A 16,082-nucleotide genomic window follows, 5' to 3' on the forward strand; every position below is an offset into this window, starting at 1 on the left:
GGCTTATTCCAGCGGACCCATCGGGGTCTCGGCGGCCACGGCGGCCTGGGTCGCCTTCAGGTCCGGGTCGGAGACGAGGCCGTATTCGGCCAGCGGACCGTCCGGGCCGGCCATGTCGTCGCTGACGAAGAACTCGATGTATTCCTTCAGGCCGGGGATCACACCGAGATGGGCCTTCTTGACGTAGAAGTAGAGCGGGCGCGACACCGGATATTCGCCCGAGGCGATGGTCTCGGTCGAGGGGCTGACGCCGGACATGGTCGCGACCTTCAGCTTGTCGGTGTTGTTCTGGTAGAAGGACAGGCCGAAGACGCCGACCGCGTTCTTGTCGGCATCCAGACGGGCGAGGGTCTCGGTATAGTCGCCGTCGATGTCGACCGACTTGCCGTCGGTGCGCAGCTCGTTGCAGGCCTTCTTGGCGTTGGCTTCCTTTTCCTTGTCATCGGCACCTTCGGCGGTGGCCTTGAACAGGTCGAGCGCGCCGGTTTCCTTGCAGCCCGCCTCGATCACCTTCACGTCGAAGACTTCGCGGGTGCCGTGCTTGGTGCCGGGGATGAAGGTCAGGATGTCCTGCGCGGGAAGGGCAGGGTTCACGTCAGCCCATTGGGCGGCGGCGTTGTCGGCCAGCGCGCCATCCTTGACGACCTTGGCGGCCAGCGCGTTGTAGACGTCGGCGGGGGTCAGGGCGAAGTCGGGTCCGGCCACGGCACTGGCGAAGACGATGCCGTCATAGCCGATGCGGACTTCCATGATCTCGTCCACGCCGTTCGCCTTGCACAGGTCGATGTCCGATTGCGAGATGCGGCTGGAGGAGTTGGCGATGTCGACGGTGGTCTCGCCCACGCCCTCGCACAGCTTCTTGCGGCCCGCGCCCGAACCGCCGCCTTCCACGACCGGGGTCGGGAAGTCGAAGTTCTCGCCGAAGGCCTCGGCGACGATGGTGGCATAGGGCAGCACGGTCGACGACCCGGTGACCTGGATCTGGTCGCGGGCAGCGGCGGGCATCGCGGCGGCGAAGGCCAGGATCGACGCGGTGAGGTAGGCGGATTTCATCGGAACACTCCTGAGATCGTGCGGCCCTTGCTTGGGGCGGCATGACAGCGCTCTAGACCCGCTGCGTGACGGTTGGATTGCAGGAATGTAAAAGCTGTGTGACGGTCAGGCAGGCCCGAGCATCCGGCGGGCGATGGTTTCGGCGATCATCATGGTGGGGGCATTGGTGTTGCCCGCGATGATCTGCGGCATCAGCGAGGCATCGACGACGCGCAGCCCCTCTACCCCCCGGACACGGCCCTGCGGATCGGTGACCGAGGCGGCGTCGCTGCCCATCCGGCAGGTGCCGACCGGGTGGTAGATCGTTTCGGCCCGGGCGCGGATATCGGCCTCAAGTTGCGCATCGGTGATGACGGAGGGGCCGGGCAGGGTTTCGCGGGTGATGTGGCGGGCAAGGGCGGGGGCCTGCGTGATCCTGCGCGCGATCTTCAGCCCGGTCATGAGGACCGGCAGGTCGTCGGGGTGGGAAAGGTAGTTCGCCTCGATCCGGGGCGGGGCTAGCGGGTCGGGGGTGGCAAGGCTGATGCGGCCCCGGCTTTTCGGCAAGAGGTCGCAGACATGCAGCGTCATCCCATAGCCGAGCGACAGCCGCCGCCCGTGGTCGTGCAGGTAGGCTGGGATGAAGTGGAATTGCAGGTTGGGCCGGTCGCGGGAGGGGTCGGAGGCGACGAAGCCCCCCGCCTCGGCGACGTTCGAGGTGAACTCGCCCCGGCCCCGGCGCAGGTAGGCCCAGGAGGCCCGGAGCGCGCGGGGCAGGAAGGTGGGCGCAATGCCGATGGCGCTGCGGTCGCGCGCGGCGGCCTGCACGGTGATGTCGAGATGGTCGGCGAGGTTCCCGCCCACCTCGGGCGCATGGTGCAGGAGGGGGATGCCCATCGCCTGCAACTGTTCGCCCGGCCCGATCCCGGACAGCAGCAGAAGCTGTGGCGAGTTGATCGCGCCGCCGGACAGGATCACCTCGCCACCCTCGGCCAGCGGCAGCACCCGGTCGCGCAGCTCGACGCCGGTGGCCCGGCGGTCGTCGAAGCGCAGCCGATGGACTTGGGCGCCGGTCAGGAGGGTCAGGTTCGACCGGTTGCGCGCGGGGTCCAGGAAAGCCCGCGCCGCGCTGAAGCGCTGGCCGTCTTTCTGCGTGACCTGATAGAGGCCCACGCCGGTCTGGTCGGCTCCGTTGAAATCGGAGTTGAGCCGGTACTGGCACTCGACCCCGGCTTGCACGAAGGCACGCGACAGCGGGTTCGGCTGCACCAGATTGCTGACCGTCAGCGGCCCACCCTGGCCGTGGTGGTCATCCGTCAGATAGCGGTTGTCCTCCAGTTCCTTGAAGACCTGCCGCACCTGCGGCCAGTCCCAGTCCGGCCCCGCCGCCATTGCCCAGTCGCGATAGTCCTGTGGATGGCCGCGCATGTAGATCATCGCGTTGATCGAGCTTGAACCGCCCAGCACCCGACCACGCGGCCAGTAGAGGCGGCGGTTCATCAGTCGCGGTTCGGGCGCGGTCTCATACCCCCAGTTCAGCCAGCGCATCTGCGCCAGCGCCGCCAGCCCGAAGGGCATGTGGATCATCGGGTTGCGGTCGGGCGGCCCGGCCTCGACCAGACAGACGCGGGTGGCGGGGTTGGCCGAGAGCCGGTTCGCCAGTACGCATCCGGCCGAGCCCGCGCCGACGATGATGTAGTGAAAGCTCATCCCAGCACCCGCTTGACCAGCCCGATCAGCCGCATGACGCGGGGTCCGTAGGGCGGGAAGAGAAGCGGCAGCAGCAGGAAGCGGTTTCGCAGCACCGCGCGGTCATGGCTGAAGGCGCGGAAGCCCGCCTCGCCATGCGCCGCCCCGATCCCCGAGGTGTTCACGCCGCCGAAAGGCAGGTTCAGGTGGGTGTAGTGCAGCAGGGTCAGGTTGATCCCGACGGTGCCCGAGGTGGTGCGGCGCGTGATCTCCTCGACCCGGCTGCGGTCGCGGTCGAAGATGTAAAGCGCCAGCGGCTTGTCCTGGGCGTTGATCGCGGCAATCACCGCGTCGGTATCGGTGTAGGGCTGGATCGGCAAGATCGGGCCGAAGATCTCTTCCTGCAAGAGCCGCATATCCGGCGTCGTGTGTTCGATCAGGTGCGGGCCGATGGACTGGCCCTCCTGCCCGGACGCCAGCGGCAGAAGCGCGCCCTTCTCCACCGCATCGGCGATCAGGGCTGACAGGCGCGCGGCATGGGACGGACTGACAATGCGGGTCAGGTGGGGCGACGCTGCGCCCGAGCCATAGGCGCGCGCAATCCGGGCGCGAAGGGCGGCGATGAAGGCATCCTTCACCGAAGCATGGACATACAGGTGGTCGGGGGCGATGCAGGTCTGGCCGGCATTCACGAACTTGCCGAAGGTGATCCAGTCCGCCGCCTGCTTCAGGTCGGCGTCGGGACCGACGATGACGGGCGACTTGCCGCCCAGCTCCAGCGTGACCGAGGCCAGGGTCTTCGCCGCCGCCGCCATCACGATCCGGCCCACGGCGGGCGAGCCGGTGAAGAAGATGTGGTCGAAGGGCAGGGCCAGCAGCGCTTCCGCCACCGTCTTGTCGCCCTCGACCACGGCGACGAGGCCGGGCGGGAAGGTTTCGGTCACGATCCGGGCAACGAGGGCGCTGGTGGCCGGGGTCAATTCGGACGGCTTCAGGATCGCCGCGTTCCCGGCGGCAAGGCAGGAGACGAGGGGGCCCAGGGCGAGCTGGAAGGGGAAGTTCCAGGGCGCGATGATCAGGCAGGTGCCACGCGGCTGTGGCTCGACCCGGCCCGAGGCGCCGAAGGTGGCCAGCGTCGGCCAGACCCGGCGCGGGCGCATCCAGCGGCGCAGGTGGCGGCGGGCGTGGGTGATTTCCTGCAACACGGGAAGGTAGTCGGTCAGGATCGTCTCGGCCTCGGGGCGACCAAGGTCGGCTTTCAGCGCCGTAACGATGGCGGCTTCGTTGCGACGCACGACATCGGCCAGCCGGTCCAGCGCCGCACGGCGCTCGGCCAGGCCAAAATCGGCCCGGCGGGCGTCGTTCCCGGCCTTTATCCTTGCGAAAAGGGTGGCGATTGACTGGTCCATGACCCGGACCTTAGCCGATCCTTCGGTCAAACCCAGTGCGACGCGACGTCAGGCCAGTTCCGGCAGAAAAGCGGGGCAGGCCAGCTCCAGCCCCTCGGCGTAGATCACTTCCTCGTCGTCGAAGCGCAGGGTGAAAAGCCGCACATTGCGATGGGTTTCCAGGCAGACAAATTCGCCATCCGCCAGCCTTGCAGCCGGGATCGCCGCAGCGGTCACGCCATACAGCGCCTGCGCCCGCCAGTCGCGGATCACCACCGGCTGACTGGGCGACAAGAGCAGGTCCTGGTCGGGCCGGTCATGGCCCACCGTCGAGGCGCGGATGCGCACGAGATCGACCATCTTGCGCGCCACGACCGAGACCGAGGCCAGCCGCCGCATCCCCGCCCGGGTCACGATCCGGTCGCCCGGGGTCAGGTATTCGACCGGAAGCACGCCTTCCAGCGTGCGCACCATCGTGCCCGCCAACATGCCCGGCTTGGGCGACATTCCCGCCCCGCCTGCCGATCTGGAAAACGGCGCTTCGGCGTCCATTTCCATTCCCTCGCATCAATTCCTGTCGCCAGACTGGCGCGGGTTTGTGGTCGGCGTTCGATGCGGGTTCGGTCATTTCTGGGCAGTTGTGGCCTGATCCCGCTGCGGTTGTGGCGGGAATGGGGCGGCGCTTTGCCCCTCGCCCCCGACGAAAGGCTTTGCTAGAAGGCCGCCACGCGGGTGTGGCGAAACTGGTAGACGCACTGGATTTAGGTTCCAGCGCCGCAAGGCATGGGGGTTCAAGTCCCTTCACCCGCACCAGCCGGTCCCGTCGCGCAGACTGGCGATTCCCCCTTACATCGGACGAAAGGCTTTGCTATTAGCCCGCCCAACGCGCGCAGGGTTCCGCCCTGTGCCTGTGAACTATTGCGCATCAGCGCCCGAGAGAAGCTTAGGAAGGACGTCCCCCCATGCAGGTCACCGAGACCCTGAACGAAGGCCTCAAGCGCGGCTACACCATCACGGTGACGGCGGCCGAACTGGACGCGAAGGTCCAGGAAAAGCTGATCGAGGCGCAGCCCGAGGTCGAGATCAAGGGCTTCCGCAAGGGCAAGGTGCCGCTGGCGATCCTGAAAAAGCAGTTCGGCACCCGCATCCTGGGCGACGCGATGCAGGAAGCCATCGACGCCGCGATGAAGGACCACTTCGACAAGTCCGGCGACCGCCCGGCGCTGCAGCCCGAAGTCAAGATGGTCGGTGGCGAAGACTGGAAAGAGGGCCAGGATGTCGTGGTCGAGATGACCTATGACGCGCTGCCTCCGATCCCGGAAGTCGATGCCGGCAAGATCAAGCTGGAGAAGCTGGTCGTGAAGGCCGACGACAAGGCCATCGCCGAGGCGCTGGAGAACCTCGCCGGTTCCGCCAAGTCCTACGATGACCGCAAGAAGGGCGCCAAGGCCAAGGACGGCGACCAGATCGTGATCGACTTCAAGGGCTCGGTCGACGGCGAGCTGTTCGAGGGCGGCTCGGCCGAGGACTACCCGCTGGTGCTGGGCTCCAAGTCCTTCATCCCCGGCTTCGAGGACCAGCTGGTCGGCGCCAAGGTCGGCGACGAGGTTTCGGTCAACGTGTCCTTCCCGGAAAACTACGGCGCGGCCCACCTCGCCGGCAAGGCTGCGGTCTTCGCCTGCACGGTGAAGGCGGTGAAAGAACCGAAAGCCGCCGAGATCGACGACGAGCTGGCGAAGAAGTTCGGCGCCGACGACCTCGCCGCGCTGAAGGCCCAGGTCGCCGAGCGTCTGGAAGCCGAATATCAGGGCGCGGCCCGCGCCGTTCTGAAGCGCTCGCTCTTGGACCAGCTGGACGGGATGGTCAAGTTCGACCTCCCCGCCAACCTGGTCGAGGCGGAAGCCAACCAGATCGCCCACCAGCTGTGGCACGAAGAGCACCCGGAAGAGCACGGCCACAACCACGGCCATATCGAGATGACGGACGAGCACAAGAAGCTGGCCGAGCGCCGGGTGCGTCTGGGCCTGCTGCTGGCCGAAGTCGGTCGCAAGGCCGAAGTCACCGTGACCGACGCCGAGATGACCCAGGCCGTGCTGGCCGCCGCCCGCCAGTATCCGGGGCAGGAGCGGCAGTTCTTCGAATTCGTGCAGAAGAACCAGCAGATGCAGCAGCAGCTGCGCGCGCCGGTCTTCGAAGACAAGGTCGTCGACCATCTGGTCGGGTTGGCCAAAGTGACCGAGAAGGAAATCTCGAAGGAGAAGCTCCAGAAGGCCGTCGAGGCGCTGGACGAGATGTAAGAGGCCGGTCAGGTCCTTCAGGGAAGATCAGGCCGCGCCTTCGGGGGCGGCCTTTTCGTTTCCGGTGGTTTGGATCAGGCCTCGACGGCGGCGGGGGCTTCGTCCTTGCGAATGACGATCATCCCCGCGCCGATGATCACGGCGATGCCGACCCAGGCCAGCGGGTCGGGGATGTTGTCCCAGAACAGCCAGCCCCAGAGCACACCCCAGAACATGAAGCTGTATTCGAAGGGCGCAATGCTGGACGAAGGGGCAATGCGGTAGGCATAGGTCAGAAGCGTCAGCCCGACAGCCGCGATCATCCCACAGGAAGCCATGAGGAGAAGGTCGGTCATCGGCGGCGTGACCCAGCCCCGGGTCAGGAAGGCCAGCGAAGGATGCGAGGCACCGGCATGGGCACCCGAGCCGTAGATGGCGGACAGCACCAGCGCGCAGAGCAGGAAGCAGATGTTGCCCCAGAAGGCCATCGCCGCGGCGGATTCGGTGCGGCCCAGCCGTCCGGCCGCAATCATCGACAGCGCATAGCCAAGCGCGCCAAGGATCGGCAACAGGGCCGCAAGGTCGAAACCGTTCCCGCCCGGCTTCACCACCAGCAGCACCCCGGCAAAGCCCGCGGCGACCGCGACCAGCGAGGCCGGATTCGCCCGCTCGCGCAGGACCAGGACGGCAGTCAGGGTGATGAAAAGCGGGCTGGTGAAGAAAAGCGCGATGGTATCGGCCAGCGGAAGGTAGGCGAGGCCAAGGTAATACGCCGTATAGGCCACGAAGTTCAGCAGCCCCCGCGCCAGCATCTTCCACCAGCCGGGCGTCGTGATGGTGGAGAGCCGCCCGTCAAACCACCAGACAATGGCCAGGTGGAAGGGCAGGGCGGTCAGGCTGCGGATCACCATAGCCTGATGCAGCGGGTAGTCGCCCGACAGAAGCTTCAGGATCACGTCCTGCACGGAAAAGATCGCGATCCCGAGGACCAGGGCAAGGATGCCGCGTTGGGTGACGGTCGTCTGCATGGGGCCACGCTAGCCGGGCGCGGCCCTTCGGCTTGTCCCTTGCCGACAGCCACTTGTCAAAGCGCGGCAAGCTTTGCGGCGGTTTCCGGCATCCGCTTCAGCGTCGCTTCGAGATGCGCCCGCCATTGCGGCCCGCGTTCCACCGCGTCCTGATAGGCCTCGCGCAGTTCGTCGGGGCGGTCCTCGGCCAGCGCTTCGATCAGCAGCACCGCCTGCGCCCGGTCCTTGCGGGATTTCAGCTGGTCGGGGCCCTGGCGGCGGTCGGCGACGATGAGCTTGTGGATGGCGTAGGCCTCGGGGCGGGGGATCTGCACCAGAACGCCCGAGCGATAAAGGGCGGCCGCCTTGATCGGCTCGGCGATCAGGTAGTTCAGGAAATGCAGCGACTGTGCGGCGACGCCCAGGGCAGGCAGCTCGCGGATGTCCTCCTCGGACCGGAACGAGGGGGTGAGAAATTCGACCAGCGTGTTGGATTTGGTCTGGCGCCAGCGCCAGACGGAGCGGTGGTTGATCGAGGGGATCGGCGCGAAATCCAGTGCCTTGAAACTGTCGTTGAGCGGTGTTTCGACGGTGTCGCCAAGTGCCAGCGAAAGGCGCTCGAACTGCGCGATGTCGAGATCGCCGGTCTGCATGATCTCGCTGCTATGGATGCGGATGCCCAGTTCGCATTCATAGAGCCGGAAGGCATTGGTTCCGACAATGGTGCCACCAAGCCGGAAGGTGCCCGTCTGTGCCAGAGCGGCGAGCAACGATCCGGTTGCGGGATCGGTGGTCTGCGCCCCTTCTGCCCGCAACACGCGGATCAGCCGGGTGCGGTCTGCGGCGCGGGCCTCTCCGGCCTGTTTGATGTCATGAAGCCGGGCGATCCTGTCCGCCGTTTCGGGCGTATCTTCGCCAATGTATCGCTTTCGAACGTCACTGCCGACACGATACATGTCGTACCAGTAGGTCTTCCCGCCGCGCTTCTCCAGTCGCGGTGTTCCGATGATCTCGCTTGCCGCTTCGTCGATCAACGCGCTGCGCAAGTCAATGTAGGCCGCATGGGCGATGGCGCTCAGTCTTTGCATGGCTATGTACTACATTTGATATCGAGTGTAGTACATGAGCGCGGGAGCGCGGGCAAGCTTTATGTACTACATTCTGTGGGGCGTGTAGTACATGATCGCCGCCTCAAACGAAAACCGCGCCCGGATTCCCGGGCGCGGTTTCGCAATTCCTTGACAGGAAAGGCTTATTCTTCCGACGCAGCCGCGCCCATTTCGTCGAACAGTTCGGCGATCTCGAACTCGGCCTGGGCTTCGGCTTCGGCAGCCAGTTCGGCCACCGATTTGCCCGAGGCTTGCAGTTCAGCCTCTTCCGCCGAGCGGGCGACGTTCAGCTTGATCTTCACCGCGACTTCCGGGTGCAGCGACACGGAAACCGTGTGCAGGCCCAAGTCCTTGATCGGGCGGTCCAGCACGATCTGGCCACGACCCACGGTGAAGCCCGCCTCCGTCGCGGCCTCGGCCGCATCGCGCGGTGTGACCGAGCCGTACAGCGCGCCGGCGTCAGACGCCGAGCGGATCACGATGAAGGTCTGGCCGTCCAGCTTGGCGCCGACAGCCTCGGCCTCCTTGCGGGTTTCCAGGTTGGTGGCTTCCAGCTGGGCCTTCTTCACTTCGAACGACTTGATGTTGGCGTCGTTCGCGCGAAGGGCCTTGCCCTGCGGCAAGAGGAAGTTGCGGGCGTAGCCGTCCTTGACGTTCACGACCTCGCCCATCTGGCCAAGCTTGGCCACACGTTCCAGAAGGATGACTTGCATGTGCGTCGCTCCTTATTTCACGGCATAGGGCAGCAGGGCCAGGAAGCGGGCGCGCTTGATGGCCGTGGCCAGTTCACGCTGCTTCTTCGCCGAGACTGCGGTGATGCGGGACGGGACGATCTTGCCGCGCTCCGAGATGTAGCGCTGCAGAAGACGGGTGTCCTTGTAGTCGATCGCCGGGGCGTTGTCGCCCGAGAAGGGGCAAACCTTGCGGCGGCGGAAAAACGGTTTGTTCGCCATGATGTGTCCTTATCTCCAGATCAACGACGCGGGGCGCCGAACGACGGGCGCTCACCACGGTCGGGACGGTCGCCGAACGACGGACGCTCACGACGCTCGCCGCCGAAACCGCCACGGTCGCCACGATCCCCACGGTCGCCGTCACGCTCTTCGCGCTTCTGCATCTGGACCGAGACGCCTTCGGCATGCTTGTCGACCTTGATGGTCAGCACACGCATCACGTCGTCGTGGAGCCGCATCAGGCGTTCCATTTCCTGCACGGCAGCGGCGGGCGCGTCCGACTTCAGGAAGGCATAGTGCCCCTTGCGGTTCTTGTTGATCTTGTAGGCCATCGTCTTGACGCCCCAGTACTCGTTCTCAACGACTTTGCCGCCGTTGTCCGAGAGGACGGTCGAGAAGTGTTCGATAAGGCCTTCGGCTTGCGCGTTGGACAGGTCCTGGCGCGCGATGAAGACATGCTCATACAAGGGCATGCAGACTTCCTTCGTTTCGGGGCGGCTTCATAGGACGGGCGAAACCTTGTCCGCAGCCCGTCCACGAGAGGCATCGCCGGTTCATGGATAAGCGGAAAGGATGCGGCCTTATACAGATGTCCGCCGTCCGCGCAAGGCCAAAGGGCAGGTCTGTCGGCCTTACACTCCGCCGGGCCGCGCGAATTTCGCCCCTAGGGTCAATGCCCCGACCAGGGCGGCGACTTCCTGCCGCAGAAGCGGCTCGGGAACGCCCACCAGCCGGCCCTGCAGGGCGAGATGAACCACCCCATGCACCGCGCCGAACAGAGTACGGACACGCAAACGCACCTCCGCATCGGACAGGTCGGGTCGCAACCCGTGCAACGGCGCGACAATCCTCGCGATCAGCACATCATGCTCCTGCCGGTGCCATTCCGGCATCTCCAACCCCTCTGGCAGCCGGTGCTCGAAAAGCGCCGACCAGAGTCGCCGGTTCTCCAGCGCGAAGACGGCATAGGCATCGGCCAGAGCAAGCGTCACCGCCTCGGGCCCCCCGGCACCGGAAGCGGGGGCGAGCGCCGCCCCAAGACGCTGCAGCGTGCGCGAGTTGACCCGCATGACCAGCTCGTCCAGATCGGCGACGGCATTGTAGATCGCCCCCAGCGCGCAGCCCGCGCGCTGGGTCACATCGCGCGCCTTCAGGCCTGTCAGACCCTTCTCGGCAATCTCGGCCTCCGCCGCCTCGATCAGGCGGGTCCTGAGATCGGCTTTGCGGTCCGTTTGCGGCTTGTCTTTCATCCGTGACCCCAGGTCATTTGAACGCCGTTCAAAAATCCCTTGAACGGTGTTCATGCTTGCTGCATGATGTGAACACTGTTCATACACCGGGAGACCCAGATGTTCAACACGATCATCACACTGGTCAGGGGGCGCAGCCACGACGCGGCCCAGGCGGTCGCGGATGCCAATGCGCTGTCGATCCTGCGCCAGCAGTTGCGCGATGCGGCGACGGGGGTCGAGGCGGCGCGGCGCTCGGTCGCGGTCGTCATGGCCTATGCCGAGCGCGAGCGGAAATCGCTGCCGCGGATCAATGCCCAGATTGCCGACCTGGAGGGCAGGGCAATGGTCGCCCTGGCGCAGGGGCGCGAGGATCTGGCGACCGAAGCCGCCTCCGCCATCGCCCAGCTCGAGGCCGAGCGCGCAACGACCGAAACCGCGCCGGCCACCTACGAGATGGAGATCGCCCGCCTGCGTGACGAACTCGGTGGCGCCGAACTGCGACTGCGCGACCTGAAGCGCGGCATGCAACTGGCGGATGCGGCGCAGAAATCCCAGACCGTGCGCGGCGTCGTCAGCCGCCCCGTCACCGCCTCGCTGGCCGAGGCCGAGGCCACCCTGTCGCGCCTCCAGTCGCGCCAACTGCATGCCGAGGCGACCGCCCTTGCCGTGGTCGAGCTTTCGGCCAGCCAGTCCGCCGAGGCGATCTCGGCCCGGCTTGCCGCGGCGGGCTGCGGCCCCTCGATCCGGCCCGACGCCGCCGCCGTCCTGGAACGGCTGAAGCAGAAATCCGCCTGACCCCCTCATTGAACGCAACAGAAACCAAGGAGACCTGAAATGACCGACATGATCCAGCCGACGATCCGCACCTCGCAAGCCTACACCATGTTCAGCTACGTCAACTTCGCGGTGGCCGCGGTGATGATGGCCGGCGGCGTCTACTTCCTGGAGGCGAGCTTCGCCGCGAAAGGCTTCTACGCGATGGCGGCGCTGATGCTGGTGTCCTCGACGGTCGGCATCACCAAGGCGGTGCGCGACAAGGAGGAATCGGACCGCCTGCACAACAAGCTGGAAGAAGCGCGCACCGAGCGCCTGCTGGCCGAAGTGTCCCGCGACCGCTGACCCCGCACCAACGCATGATCGCCCCGGGGCCCGCAAAGCCCCGGGGCAAGCGTTATCGGGCCGAGGCGGGCAGGCCGAAGATGCGGTCGAAGCCCCAGGTGAAGGCGTAGGTGTAGGCGATGAAGAGTGCGATCAGCCCGGCCTCGTAGACCAGCGCTTCCAGGTAGCCGACCTGCAGCCACCAGGCCATGACCGGGATGCAGATCAGGACCAACCCGCCCTCGAACAACAGCGCGTGGGCGGTGCGGCGCCTCAAGGACCGGCCCTTGACCGGCTGCCGCGCTTCCCAGGCTTCGAAGATGGTGTTGAAAACGAAGGACCAGCTGAGCGCGATGGTTGCGGTCAGGATCGACAGCACCAGCGACGAACCGGCATCGGCGTCGGACATCAGCATCAACGCGATGGTGGCGACCAGCGTCCCCAGCGTCTCGAAGCTGACGGCATAGACGATCTTGCGGCGGGCGGGGGTCATTCGCTGGCCGGGTCCTTCGGACGGCGCAGCTCGCGCACCTCGCGAACGAAGGTGTAGTCGTGATAGCCAAGCCGCGCCGCCGGGTTGTAGCGCGCCGGGTCCAGCCGCCCGTCGACCAAGCAGTCGTCGCGCAGATGCACCCCCACCACCTCGCCGATCAGCACCCGCTCCGGGCCGATCAGGTCGACCAGCTTCACCACCCGACATTCCAGCGTCGCGGGCGCATCTGCCACGCGCGGGCAGTCGATGACGACGCAGTCCGCCTTCGCCACCCCCGCCGCCGAAAACTCGTCCGTGCCGCGCGGGAAGCGGGCCGAGGTGGCGTTCATCGCCTCCAGCGCGGCTTCCGCCACGATGTTGACCGCGAAGACCCCGCTTTCCATCGCGTTGACCATGCTGTCGCGATAGTCGCCCGCGAACATCACCTGCGGCGGGGTGTAGCCCACCGCGTTGAAGAAGGAATAGGGCGCCAGATTGTCGCCCGTCGCGGCGCGGGTCGAGATCCAGCCGATTGGCCGGGGCGAGACGATGGCCGAGAACGGGCTGTGCGGCAGTCCGTGGCCCTCGGCGGGTCGGTAGAACATGGGGTGGCCTTTTCACAAATTGATCGTGAGACTGCGCCATGTTACGGCCCGGTGCCAGTGGATTCGGCATTCGCCGACAGGTGGGGAAAGCACAGGCGTGTACCGGCTTGAGGAAGAAACGGAAGAGGATTGGTGGGAGGTCGAGGCCCTTTACGACCTCTGTTTTGCGCCTGGCCGCACGGCGCTTTCTTCCTACCGCCTGCGCGATGGCGTGCCGACCGTTGCGCCCCTGTGCCTGACGCTGCGCGACGATGCCGGGGGCCTGGCCGCCGTCATCCGCTACTGGCCCGCGCTGATTGGCGAACATGACGTCCTCCTCCTCGGCCCCGTCGCCGTTCACCCGACCCATCAGGGGGAAGGTCTGGGGGGACTTCTCATCAACGAAAGCCTGGGCGAGGCAAGGCGGCTGGGCTGGGAACGGGTGATGCTGGTCGGTGACGCGCCCTATTATGCCCGCTTCGGCTTCAGGAAGCTCACCGGGGTAGAGATGCCGCCGCCGACGAACCCCGACCGCGTGCTGGGGCTGGAGCTGAAGGCGGGGGCCTGGGACGGCGTGACCGGGGTCGTGACCAAGGCGACCTGATCCCATTGCGCGGGGGGCAGGGGTCCCCATATGAGTCCGCATGGACCAGACCCTGCCCGCTGCCGCCACGACCACCGATCTTGCCACTGAGGTCGCCCCGCTCGCCCGCCGCTACAAGCGCGCGAACGGCCCGGTGATCCGGCTGGTCAACCGCCTCGGAGGCACGCTGGAACACCAGCTTTCCGCCTTGCCGCAGGGTGTCCGCAACCAGTTGGAGAAGCTGACGGCGCAGGCGTTGGAGGCCTCCTATGGCATCGCCTCCCGCGCGCCCGACATCGGCACCCGCGCACCGATGGTGGCCGCCGTCGCGGCGGGGGCTGCGGGCGGGGCCGGGGGGCTGGCGACGGCCGTGGCCGAACTGCCGGTGACTGTGACCTTGTTCCTGAACACGATCCGCAGCGTCGCGCGCGAGGCGGGCCTTGATCCCGACGAGGACTGGGTGCGGGCTGAATGCCTGCAGGTCTTCGCCGCCGGCAGCCCGCTCGCGCAGGATGACGGGGTGAACACGTCCTTCATTGCCTCTCGGCTGGCGCTGACCGGATCGACCGCGCAGAACCTGATCCGCACCATTGCCCCAAGGCTCGCCGCCGTGCTGGGCCAGAAGCTCGCCGCGCAGGCCGTCCCGGTGATCGGCGCGGTGTCGGGTGCCGCGCTGAACGCCGCCTTCCTCTCCTATTACCGCGAGATCGCCCGCGTCCGCTTCGAGCTGGTGAAGCTTGGCCATGTCCACGGGGCCGAGGCGGTGGAGGCCGAGTTCCGCATCGCGGTGACCCCGCCCAAGGTGATCCGCGCCTGATCCGGTTGCTCTTCGTCCCGCGCCTTGGGTAAATGCCGTGAACAGGGGAGAGCGGCATGAGCACCGATGTCATCGCGAAGCTGAAAGAGATGGCAGCCGATCCGGGCCGGGTCTGGATCGCGGGGGGCCTGACCTATGCCGGGCTGCTGGCGGAGACGGGGCGGCTGGCGAATGCGCTCGTCTCGCTGGGGCTGAAGAAGGGTGACCGGCTCCTCCTTCAGGTCGAGAAATGCGAGGCGGTGCTGTCGCTCTACCTCGCCTGCCTGCGGACCGGGGTGGTCTTCCTGCCGGTGAACCCCGGCTACACCGTGGCCGAGACCGCGCATTTCCTGACCGATGCAGAACCCGCCCTCGCCGTCACCGACCCCGAGCGGGTGGCGGGCCTGACGGCCCTTGGTGCGCGGGTGATGGCGCTGCCCGAGCTTCTGGCGCTGGCCGGGGGGCAGGGGAGCGACTTCACCGATCCCTCCCACGGGCCGGACGATCTGGCGGCGATCCTCTACACCTCCGGCACGACGGGGCGGTCGAAGGGGGTGATGCTGAGCCGCGAGAACCTCGCCTCGAACGCCGAGGCGCTGGTTGGCCTCTGGCAGTTCACTGAGGGCGATGTCCTCCTCCATGCCCTGCCGGTCTTCCATACCCACGGGCTCTTCGTGGCGACGAATTGTGTCCTCTATTCCGGCGCCAGCATGATCTTTCACCGCGCCTTCCAGCCTGCTGCCGTGCTGGCCGCGCTGCCCAAGGCGACGGTGATGATGGGGGTGCCGACCTTCTACACCCGGCTGCTTGCCGACCCCGGCCTGACCCGCGAGTTGTGCGGCCATGTCCGGCTCTTCATCTCCGGCTCCGCCCCGCTTTCCCCGGCGACCCATGTCGAGTGGAGGGAGCGGACCGGGCATGCGATCCTGGAACGCTACGGGATGACCGAGACCAACATGATCACCTCGAACCCCTATGAGGGCGCGCGGAAGGCAGGCACCGTCGGGATGCCGCTGCCGGGGGTGGCGGTGCGGATCGCGGGGCCCGAGGGCGTGCTGCCGCCGGGCGAGGCGGGGGCGATCGAGGTGCGGGGGCCGAACGTCTTCCGGGGCTACTGGCGGCTGCCGGAGAAGACGGCGGAGGAGTTCCGGGAGGGCTGGTTCGTCACCGGGGACATGGGGGCGTTCGATGAAGACGGCTACCTGTCGATCCTGGGCCGGGCCAAGGATCTGGTGATCACCGGGGGGCTGAACGTCTACCCGGCCGAGGTGGAGGCGGCGCTGGATGACCTGCCGGGGGTGGCGGGCTCGGCCGTCATCGGGGTGCCGCACCCGGACTTCGGCGAGGCGGTGGTGGCCTGCGTGGTGGGGGCGGTGGAGGAGGCCCGGGTCCGGGAGGCGCTGCGGGAGAGGCTGGCGGCCTTCAAGATTCCGAAGCGGGTGCTGGTGCTGGAGGACCTGCCGAGGAATGCGATGGGGAAGGTCCAGAAGGCCGAGCTGCGGCGGGTCCATGCGGGGCTTTTCGCGGAAGGGTGAGACGGGTGTCCACGGTGGACAGAAAATCGGGGCCTTTGAAATCAAGGGCTTGGTTGCGGACGTTAGGGATTTGGAAAGGTTTCGAAGTCACTCCCGACGGGCTGCTCGTCGTGGACTTTGTCACCCCTCGCGCGGGAATGCCGGCAGGGACCTGTAGGGTGGGTGAAACCCGCCGTTTTACGCGGGTGGATGGTGGGTTGGCACCCACCCTTGTCTCTTTGATCTGTGGGAAGATGAAGGAGGCAGACGAGACCCCGACCCACCCTTGGGCGTTTGAGCCCGTCGCGTAGCTTGGGGCTCGTCTGCCGACCATTGTCAAACCTGAACA

At 66.8% G+C, this 16,082-nt stretch carries 18 protein-coding genes and 1 tRNA gene; 7 read left to right on the plus strand and 12 right to left on the minus strand.

What is annotated here, in order from left to right:
- Positions 1–3 precede the first annotated feature (3 nt).
- The 4 genes from ACE3P6_RS09465 to ACE3P6_RS09480 all read right to left on the minus strand — a co-directional run bounded on the left by ACE3P6_RS09465 (position 4) and on the right by ACE3P6_RS09480 (position 4,661).
- Positions 4–1,053: a PstS family phosphate ABC transporter substrate-binding protein gene (locus ACE3P6_RS09465; RefSeq protein ID WP_374394157.1), complete on the minus strand. Its 1,050-nt coding sequence runs from the start codon at positions 1,051–1,053 to the stop codon at positions 4–6.
- 105 nt (positions 1,054–1,158) lie between these two features.
- Positions 1,159–2,742 (minus strand): GMC family oxidoreductase, encoded by a 1,584-nt coding sequence (locus ACE3P6_RS09470; protein ID WP_374394160.1) that lies wholly within the window; start codon positions 2,740–2,742, stop codon positions 1,159–1,161.
- Positions 2,739–4,130, minus strand: coding sequence for an aldehyde dehydrogenase family protein (locus ACE3P6_RS09475; protein WP_374394163.1), 1,392 nt, complete (start codon positions 4,128–4,130; stop codon positions 2,739–2,741). The genes ACE3P6_RS09470 and ACE3P6_RS09475 overlap by 4 nt, the downstream gene beginning before the upstream one ends.
- A 48-nt stretch (positions 4,131–4,178) precedes the next feature.
- Positions 4,179–4,661, minus strand: a complete 483-nt coding sequence (locus ACE3P6_RS09480) for a Hint domain-containing protein (protein WP_374394165.1) — start codon at positions 4,659–4,661, stop codon at positions 4,179–4,181.
- 176 nt (positions 4,662–4,837) lie between these two features.
- On the opposite strand from ACE3P6_RS09480, the gene ACE3P6_RS09485 reads away from it, so the two are divergent.
- Positions 4,838–4,922: transfer RNA gene (locus tag ACE3P6_RS09485), tRNA-Leu, on the plus strand.
- Positions 4,923–5,071: 149 nt separating this feature from the next.
- Positions 5,072–6,406 carry a trigger factor gene (gene tig, locus ACE3P6_RS09490; protein ID WP_374394168.1) on the plus strand — a complete coding sequence of 445 codons (1,335 nt, stop codon included), beginning with the start codon at positions 5,072–5,074 and terminating at the stop codon, positions 6,404–6,406.
- 74 nt (positions 6,407–6,480) lie between these two features.
- Here the strand turns inward: tig and ACE3P6_RS09495 are convergent, their stop codons facing one another.
- The 6 genes from ACE3P6_RS09495 to ACE3P6_RS09520 all read right to left on the minus strand — a co-directional run bounded on the left by ACE3P6_RS09495 (position 6,481) and on the right by ACE3P6_RS09520 (position 10,704).
- Entirely contained in the window at positions 6,481–7,413 is a 933-nt protein-coding gene (locus ACE3P6_RS09495) for a DMT family transporter (RefSeq protein WP_374394171.1), read from the minus strand.
- A gap of 56 nt (positions 7,414–7,469) precedes the next feature.
- Positions 7,470–8,480 carry a GSU2403 family nucleotidyltransferase fold protein gene (locus tag ACE3P6_RS09500; protein WP_374394174.1) on the minus strand — a complete coding sequence of 337 codons (1,011 nt, stop codon included), beginning with the start codon at positions 8,478–8,480 and terminating at the stop codon, positions 7,470–7,472.
- A 164-nt stretch (positions 8,481–8,644) separates the two neighbouring features.
- Positions 8,645–9,214, minus strand: coding sequence for a 50S ribosomal protein L9 (rplI, locus tag ACE3P6_RS09505; protein WP_374369731.1), 570 nt, complete (start codon positions 9,212–9,214; stop codon positions 8,645–8,647).
- 12 nt (positions 9,215–9,226) lie between these two features.
- Complete coding sequence (gene rpsR / locus ACE3P6_RS09510; protein ID WP_125327012.1) at positions 9,227–9,454, minus strand: 30S ribosomal protein S18; 228 nt, start codon at positions 9,452–9,454, stop codon at positions 9,227–9,229.
- Positions 9,455–9,474: 20 nt separating this feature from the next.
- Positions 9,475–9,927 (minus strand): 30S ribosomal protein S6, encoded by a 453-nt coding sequence (rpsF, locus tag ACE3P6_RS09515; RefSeq protein WP_374369741.1) that lies wholly within the window; start codon positions 9,925–9,927, stop codon positions 9,475–9,477.
- A gap of 159 nt (positions 9,928–10,086) precedes the next feature.
- A complete protein-coding gene (locus ACE3P6_RS09520; RefSeq protein WP_374394177.1) occupies positions 10,087–10,704 on the minus strand; it encodes a TetR/AcrR family transcriptional regulator in 618 nt (205 codons plus the stop codon).
- A 99-nt stretch (positions 10,705–10,803) separates the two neighbouring features.
- Here ACE3P6_RS09520 and ACE3P6_RS09525 point away from each other — a divergent pair, with 99 nt between their 5' ends.
- Both ACE3P6_RS09525 and ACE3P6_RS09530 read left to right on the plus strand, forming a co-directional pair.
- Positions 10,804–11,481, plus strand: coding sequence for a PspA/IM30 family protein (locus tag ACE3P6_RS09525; RefSeq protein ID WP_374394179.1), 678 nt, complete (start codon positions 10,804–10,806; stop codon positions 11,479–11,481).
- 39 nt (positions 11,482–11,520) lie between these two features.
- Positions 11,521–11,805 (plus strand): YiaA/YiaB family inner membrane protein, encoded by a 285-nt coding sequence (locus ACE3P6_RS09530; protein ID WP_374373452.1) that lies wholly within the window; start codon positions 11,521–11,523, stop codon positions 11,803–11,805.
- A gap of 52 nt (positions 11,806–11,857) precedes the next feature.
- Here ACE3P6_RS09530 and ACE3P6_RS09535 read toward each other — a convergent pair whose 3' ends face one another.
- Entirely contained in the window at positions 11,858–12,277 is a 420-nt protein-coding gene (locus tag ACE3P6_RS09535; RefSeq protein WP_374394181.1) for a PACE efflux transporter, read from the minus strand.
- On the minus strand, positions 12,274–12,861 hold the full coding sequence (locus ACE3P6_RS09540; RefSeq protein ID WP_374394184.1) for a flavin reductase family protein: 588 nt from the start codon (positions 12,859–12,861) through the stop codon (positions 12,274–12,276). The genes ACE3P6_RS09535 and ACE3P6_RS09540 overlap by 4 nt, the downstream gene beginning before the upstream one ends.
- Before the next feature lie 97 nt (positions 12,862–12,958).
- Here ACE3P6_RS09540 and ACE3P6_RS09545 point away from each other — a divergent pair, with 97 nt between their 5' ends.
- From ACE3P6_RS09545 to ACE3P6_RS09555, 3 genes are read left to right on the plus strand one after another with little or no spacing between them, the layout of a single operon-like run.
- Positions 12,959–13,444 (plus strand): GNAT family N-acetyltransferase, encoded by a 486-nt coding sequence (locus tag ACE3P6_RS09545; protein ID WP_374394187.1) that lies wholly within the window; start codon positions 12,959–12,961, stop codon positions 13,442–13,444.
- A 40-nt stretch (positions 13,445–13,484) separates the two neighbouring features.
- The gene (locus tag ACE3P6_RS09550; RefSeq protein ID WP_374394190.1) at positions 13,485–14,240 is read left to right on the plus strand and encodes an EcsC family protein; all 756 of its coding nucleotides are present in this window, start codon (positions 13,485–13,487) and stop codon (positions 14,238–14,240) included.
- A 56-nt stretch (positions 14,241–14,296) separates the two neighbouring features.
- Positions 14,297–15,754, plus strand: coding sequence for an AMP-binding protein (locus ACE3P6_RS09555; RefSeq protein WP_374394192.1), 1,458 nt, complete (start codon positions 14,297–14,299; stop codon positions 15,752–15,754).
- The last annotated feature ends 328 nt before the right edge of the window (positions 15,755–16,082 follow it).

Origin of the sequence: Tabrizicola sp. (assembly GCF_041911175.1) — a bacterium.
Lineage (GTDB): Bacteria > Pseudomonadota > Alphaproteobacteria > Rhodobacterales > Rhodobacteraceae > Tabrizicola.

What these genes read in the sequence shown, in the direction of transcription:
- ACE3P6_RS09465 (WP_374394157.1), bottom strand. Translation starts at nt 1,053, where the DNA reads ATGAAATCCGCCTACCTCACCGCGTCGATCCTGGCCTTCGCCGCCGCG.
- ACE3P6_RS09470 (WP_374394160.1), bottom strand. Translation starts at nt 2,742, where the DNA reads ATGAGCTTTCACTACATCATCGTCGGCGCGGGCTCGGCCGGATGCGTA.
- ACE3P6_RS09475 (WP_374394163.1), bottom strand. Translation starts at nt 4,130, where the DNA reads ATGGACCAGTCAATCGCCACCCTTTTCGCAAGGATAAAGGCCGGGAAC.
- ACE3P6_RS09480 (WP_374394165.1), bottom strand. Translation starts at nt 4,661, where the DNA reads ATGGACGCCGAAGCGCCGTTTTCCAGATCGGCAGGCGGGGCGGGAATG.
- tig (WP_374394168.1), top strand. Translation starts at nt 5,072, where the DNA reads ATGCAGGTCACCGAGACCCTGAACGAAGGCCTCAAGCGCGGCTACACC.
- ACE3P6_RS09495 (WP_374394171.1), bottom strand. Translation starts at nt 7,413, where the DNA reads ATGCAGACGACCGTCACCCAACGCGGCATCCTTGCCCTGGTCCTCGGG.
- ACE3P6_RS09500 (WP_374394174.1), bottom strand. Translation starts at nt 8,480, where the DNA reads ATGCAAAGACTGAGCGCCATCGCCCATGCGGCCTACATTGACTTGCGC.
- rplI (WP_374369731.1), bottom strand. Translation starts at nt 9,214, where the DNA reads ATGCAAGTCATCCTTCTGGAACGTGTGGCCAAGCTTGGCCAGATGGGC.
- rpsR (WP_125327012.1), bottom strand. Translation starts at nt 9,454, where the DNA reads ATGGCGAACAAACCGTTTTTCCGCCGCCGCAAGGTTTGCCCCTTCTCG.
- rpsF (WP_374369741.1), bottom strand. Translation starts at nt 9,927, where the DNA reads ATGCCCTTGTATGAGCATGTCTTCATCGCGCGCCAGGACCTGTCCAAC.
- ACE3P6_RS09520 (WP_374394177.1), bottom strand. Translation starts at nt 10,704, where the DNA reads ATGAAAGACAAGCCGCAAACGGACCGCAAAGCCGATCTCAGGACCCGC.
- ACE3P6_RS09525 (WP_374394179.1), top strand. Translation starts at nt 10,804, where the DNA reads ATGTTCAACACGATCATCACACTGGTCAGGGGGCGCAGCCACGACGCG.
- ACE3P6_RS09530 (WP_374373452.1), top strand. Translation starts at nt 11,521, where the DNA reads ATGACCGACATGATCCAGCCGACGATCCGCACCTCGCAAGCCTACACC.
- ACE3P6_RS09535 (WP_374394181.1), bottom strand. Translation starts at nt 12,277, where the DNA reads ATGACCCCCGCCCGCCGCAAGATCGTCTATGCCGTCAGCTTCGAGACG.
- ACE3P6_RS09540 (WP_374394184.1), bottom strand. Translation starts at nt 12,861, where the DNA reads ATGTTCTACCGACCCGCCGAGGGCCACGGACTGCCGCACAGCCCGTTC.
- ACE3P6_RS09550 (WP_374394190.1), top strand. Translation starts at nt 13,485, where the DNA reads ATGGACCAGACCCTGCCCGCTGCCGCCACGACCACCGATCTTGCCACT.
- ACE3P6_RS09555 (WP_374394192.1), top strand. Translation starts at nt 14,297, where the DNA reads ATGAGCACCGATGTCATCGCGAAGCTGAAAGAGATGGCAGCCGATCCG.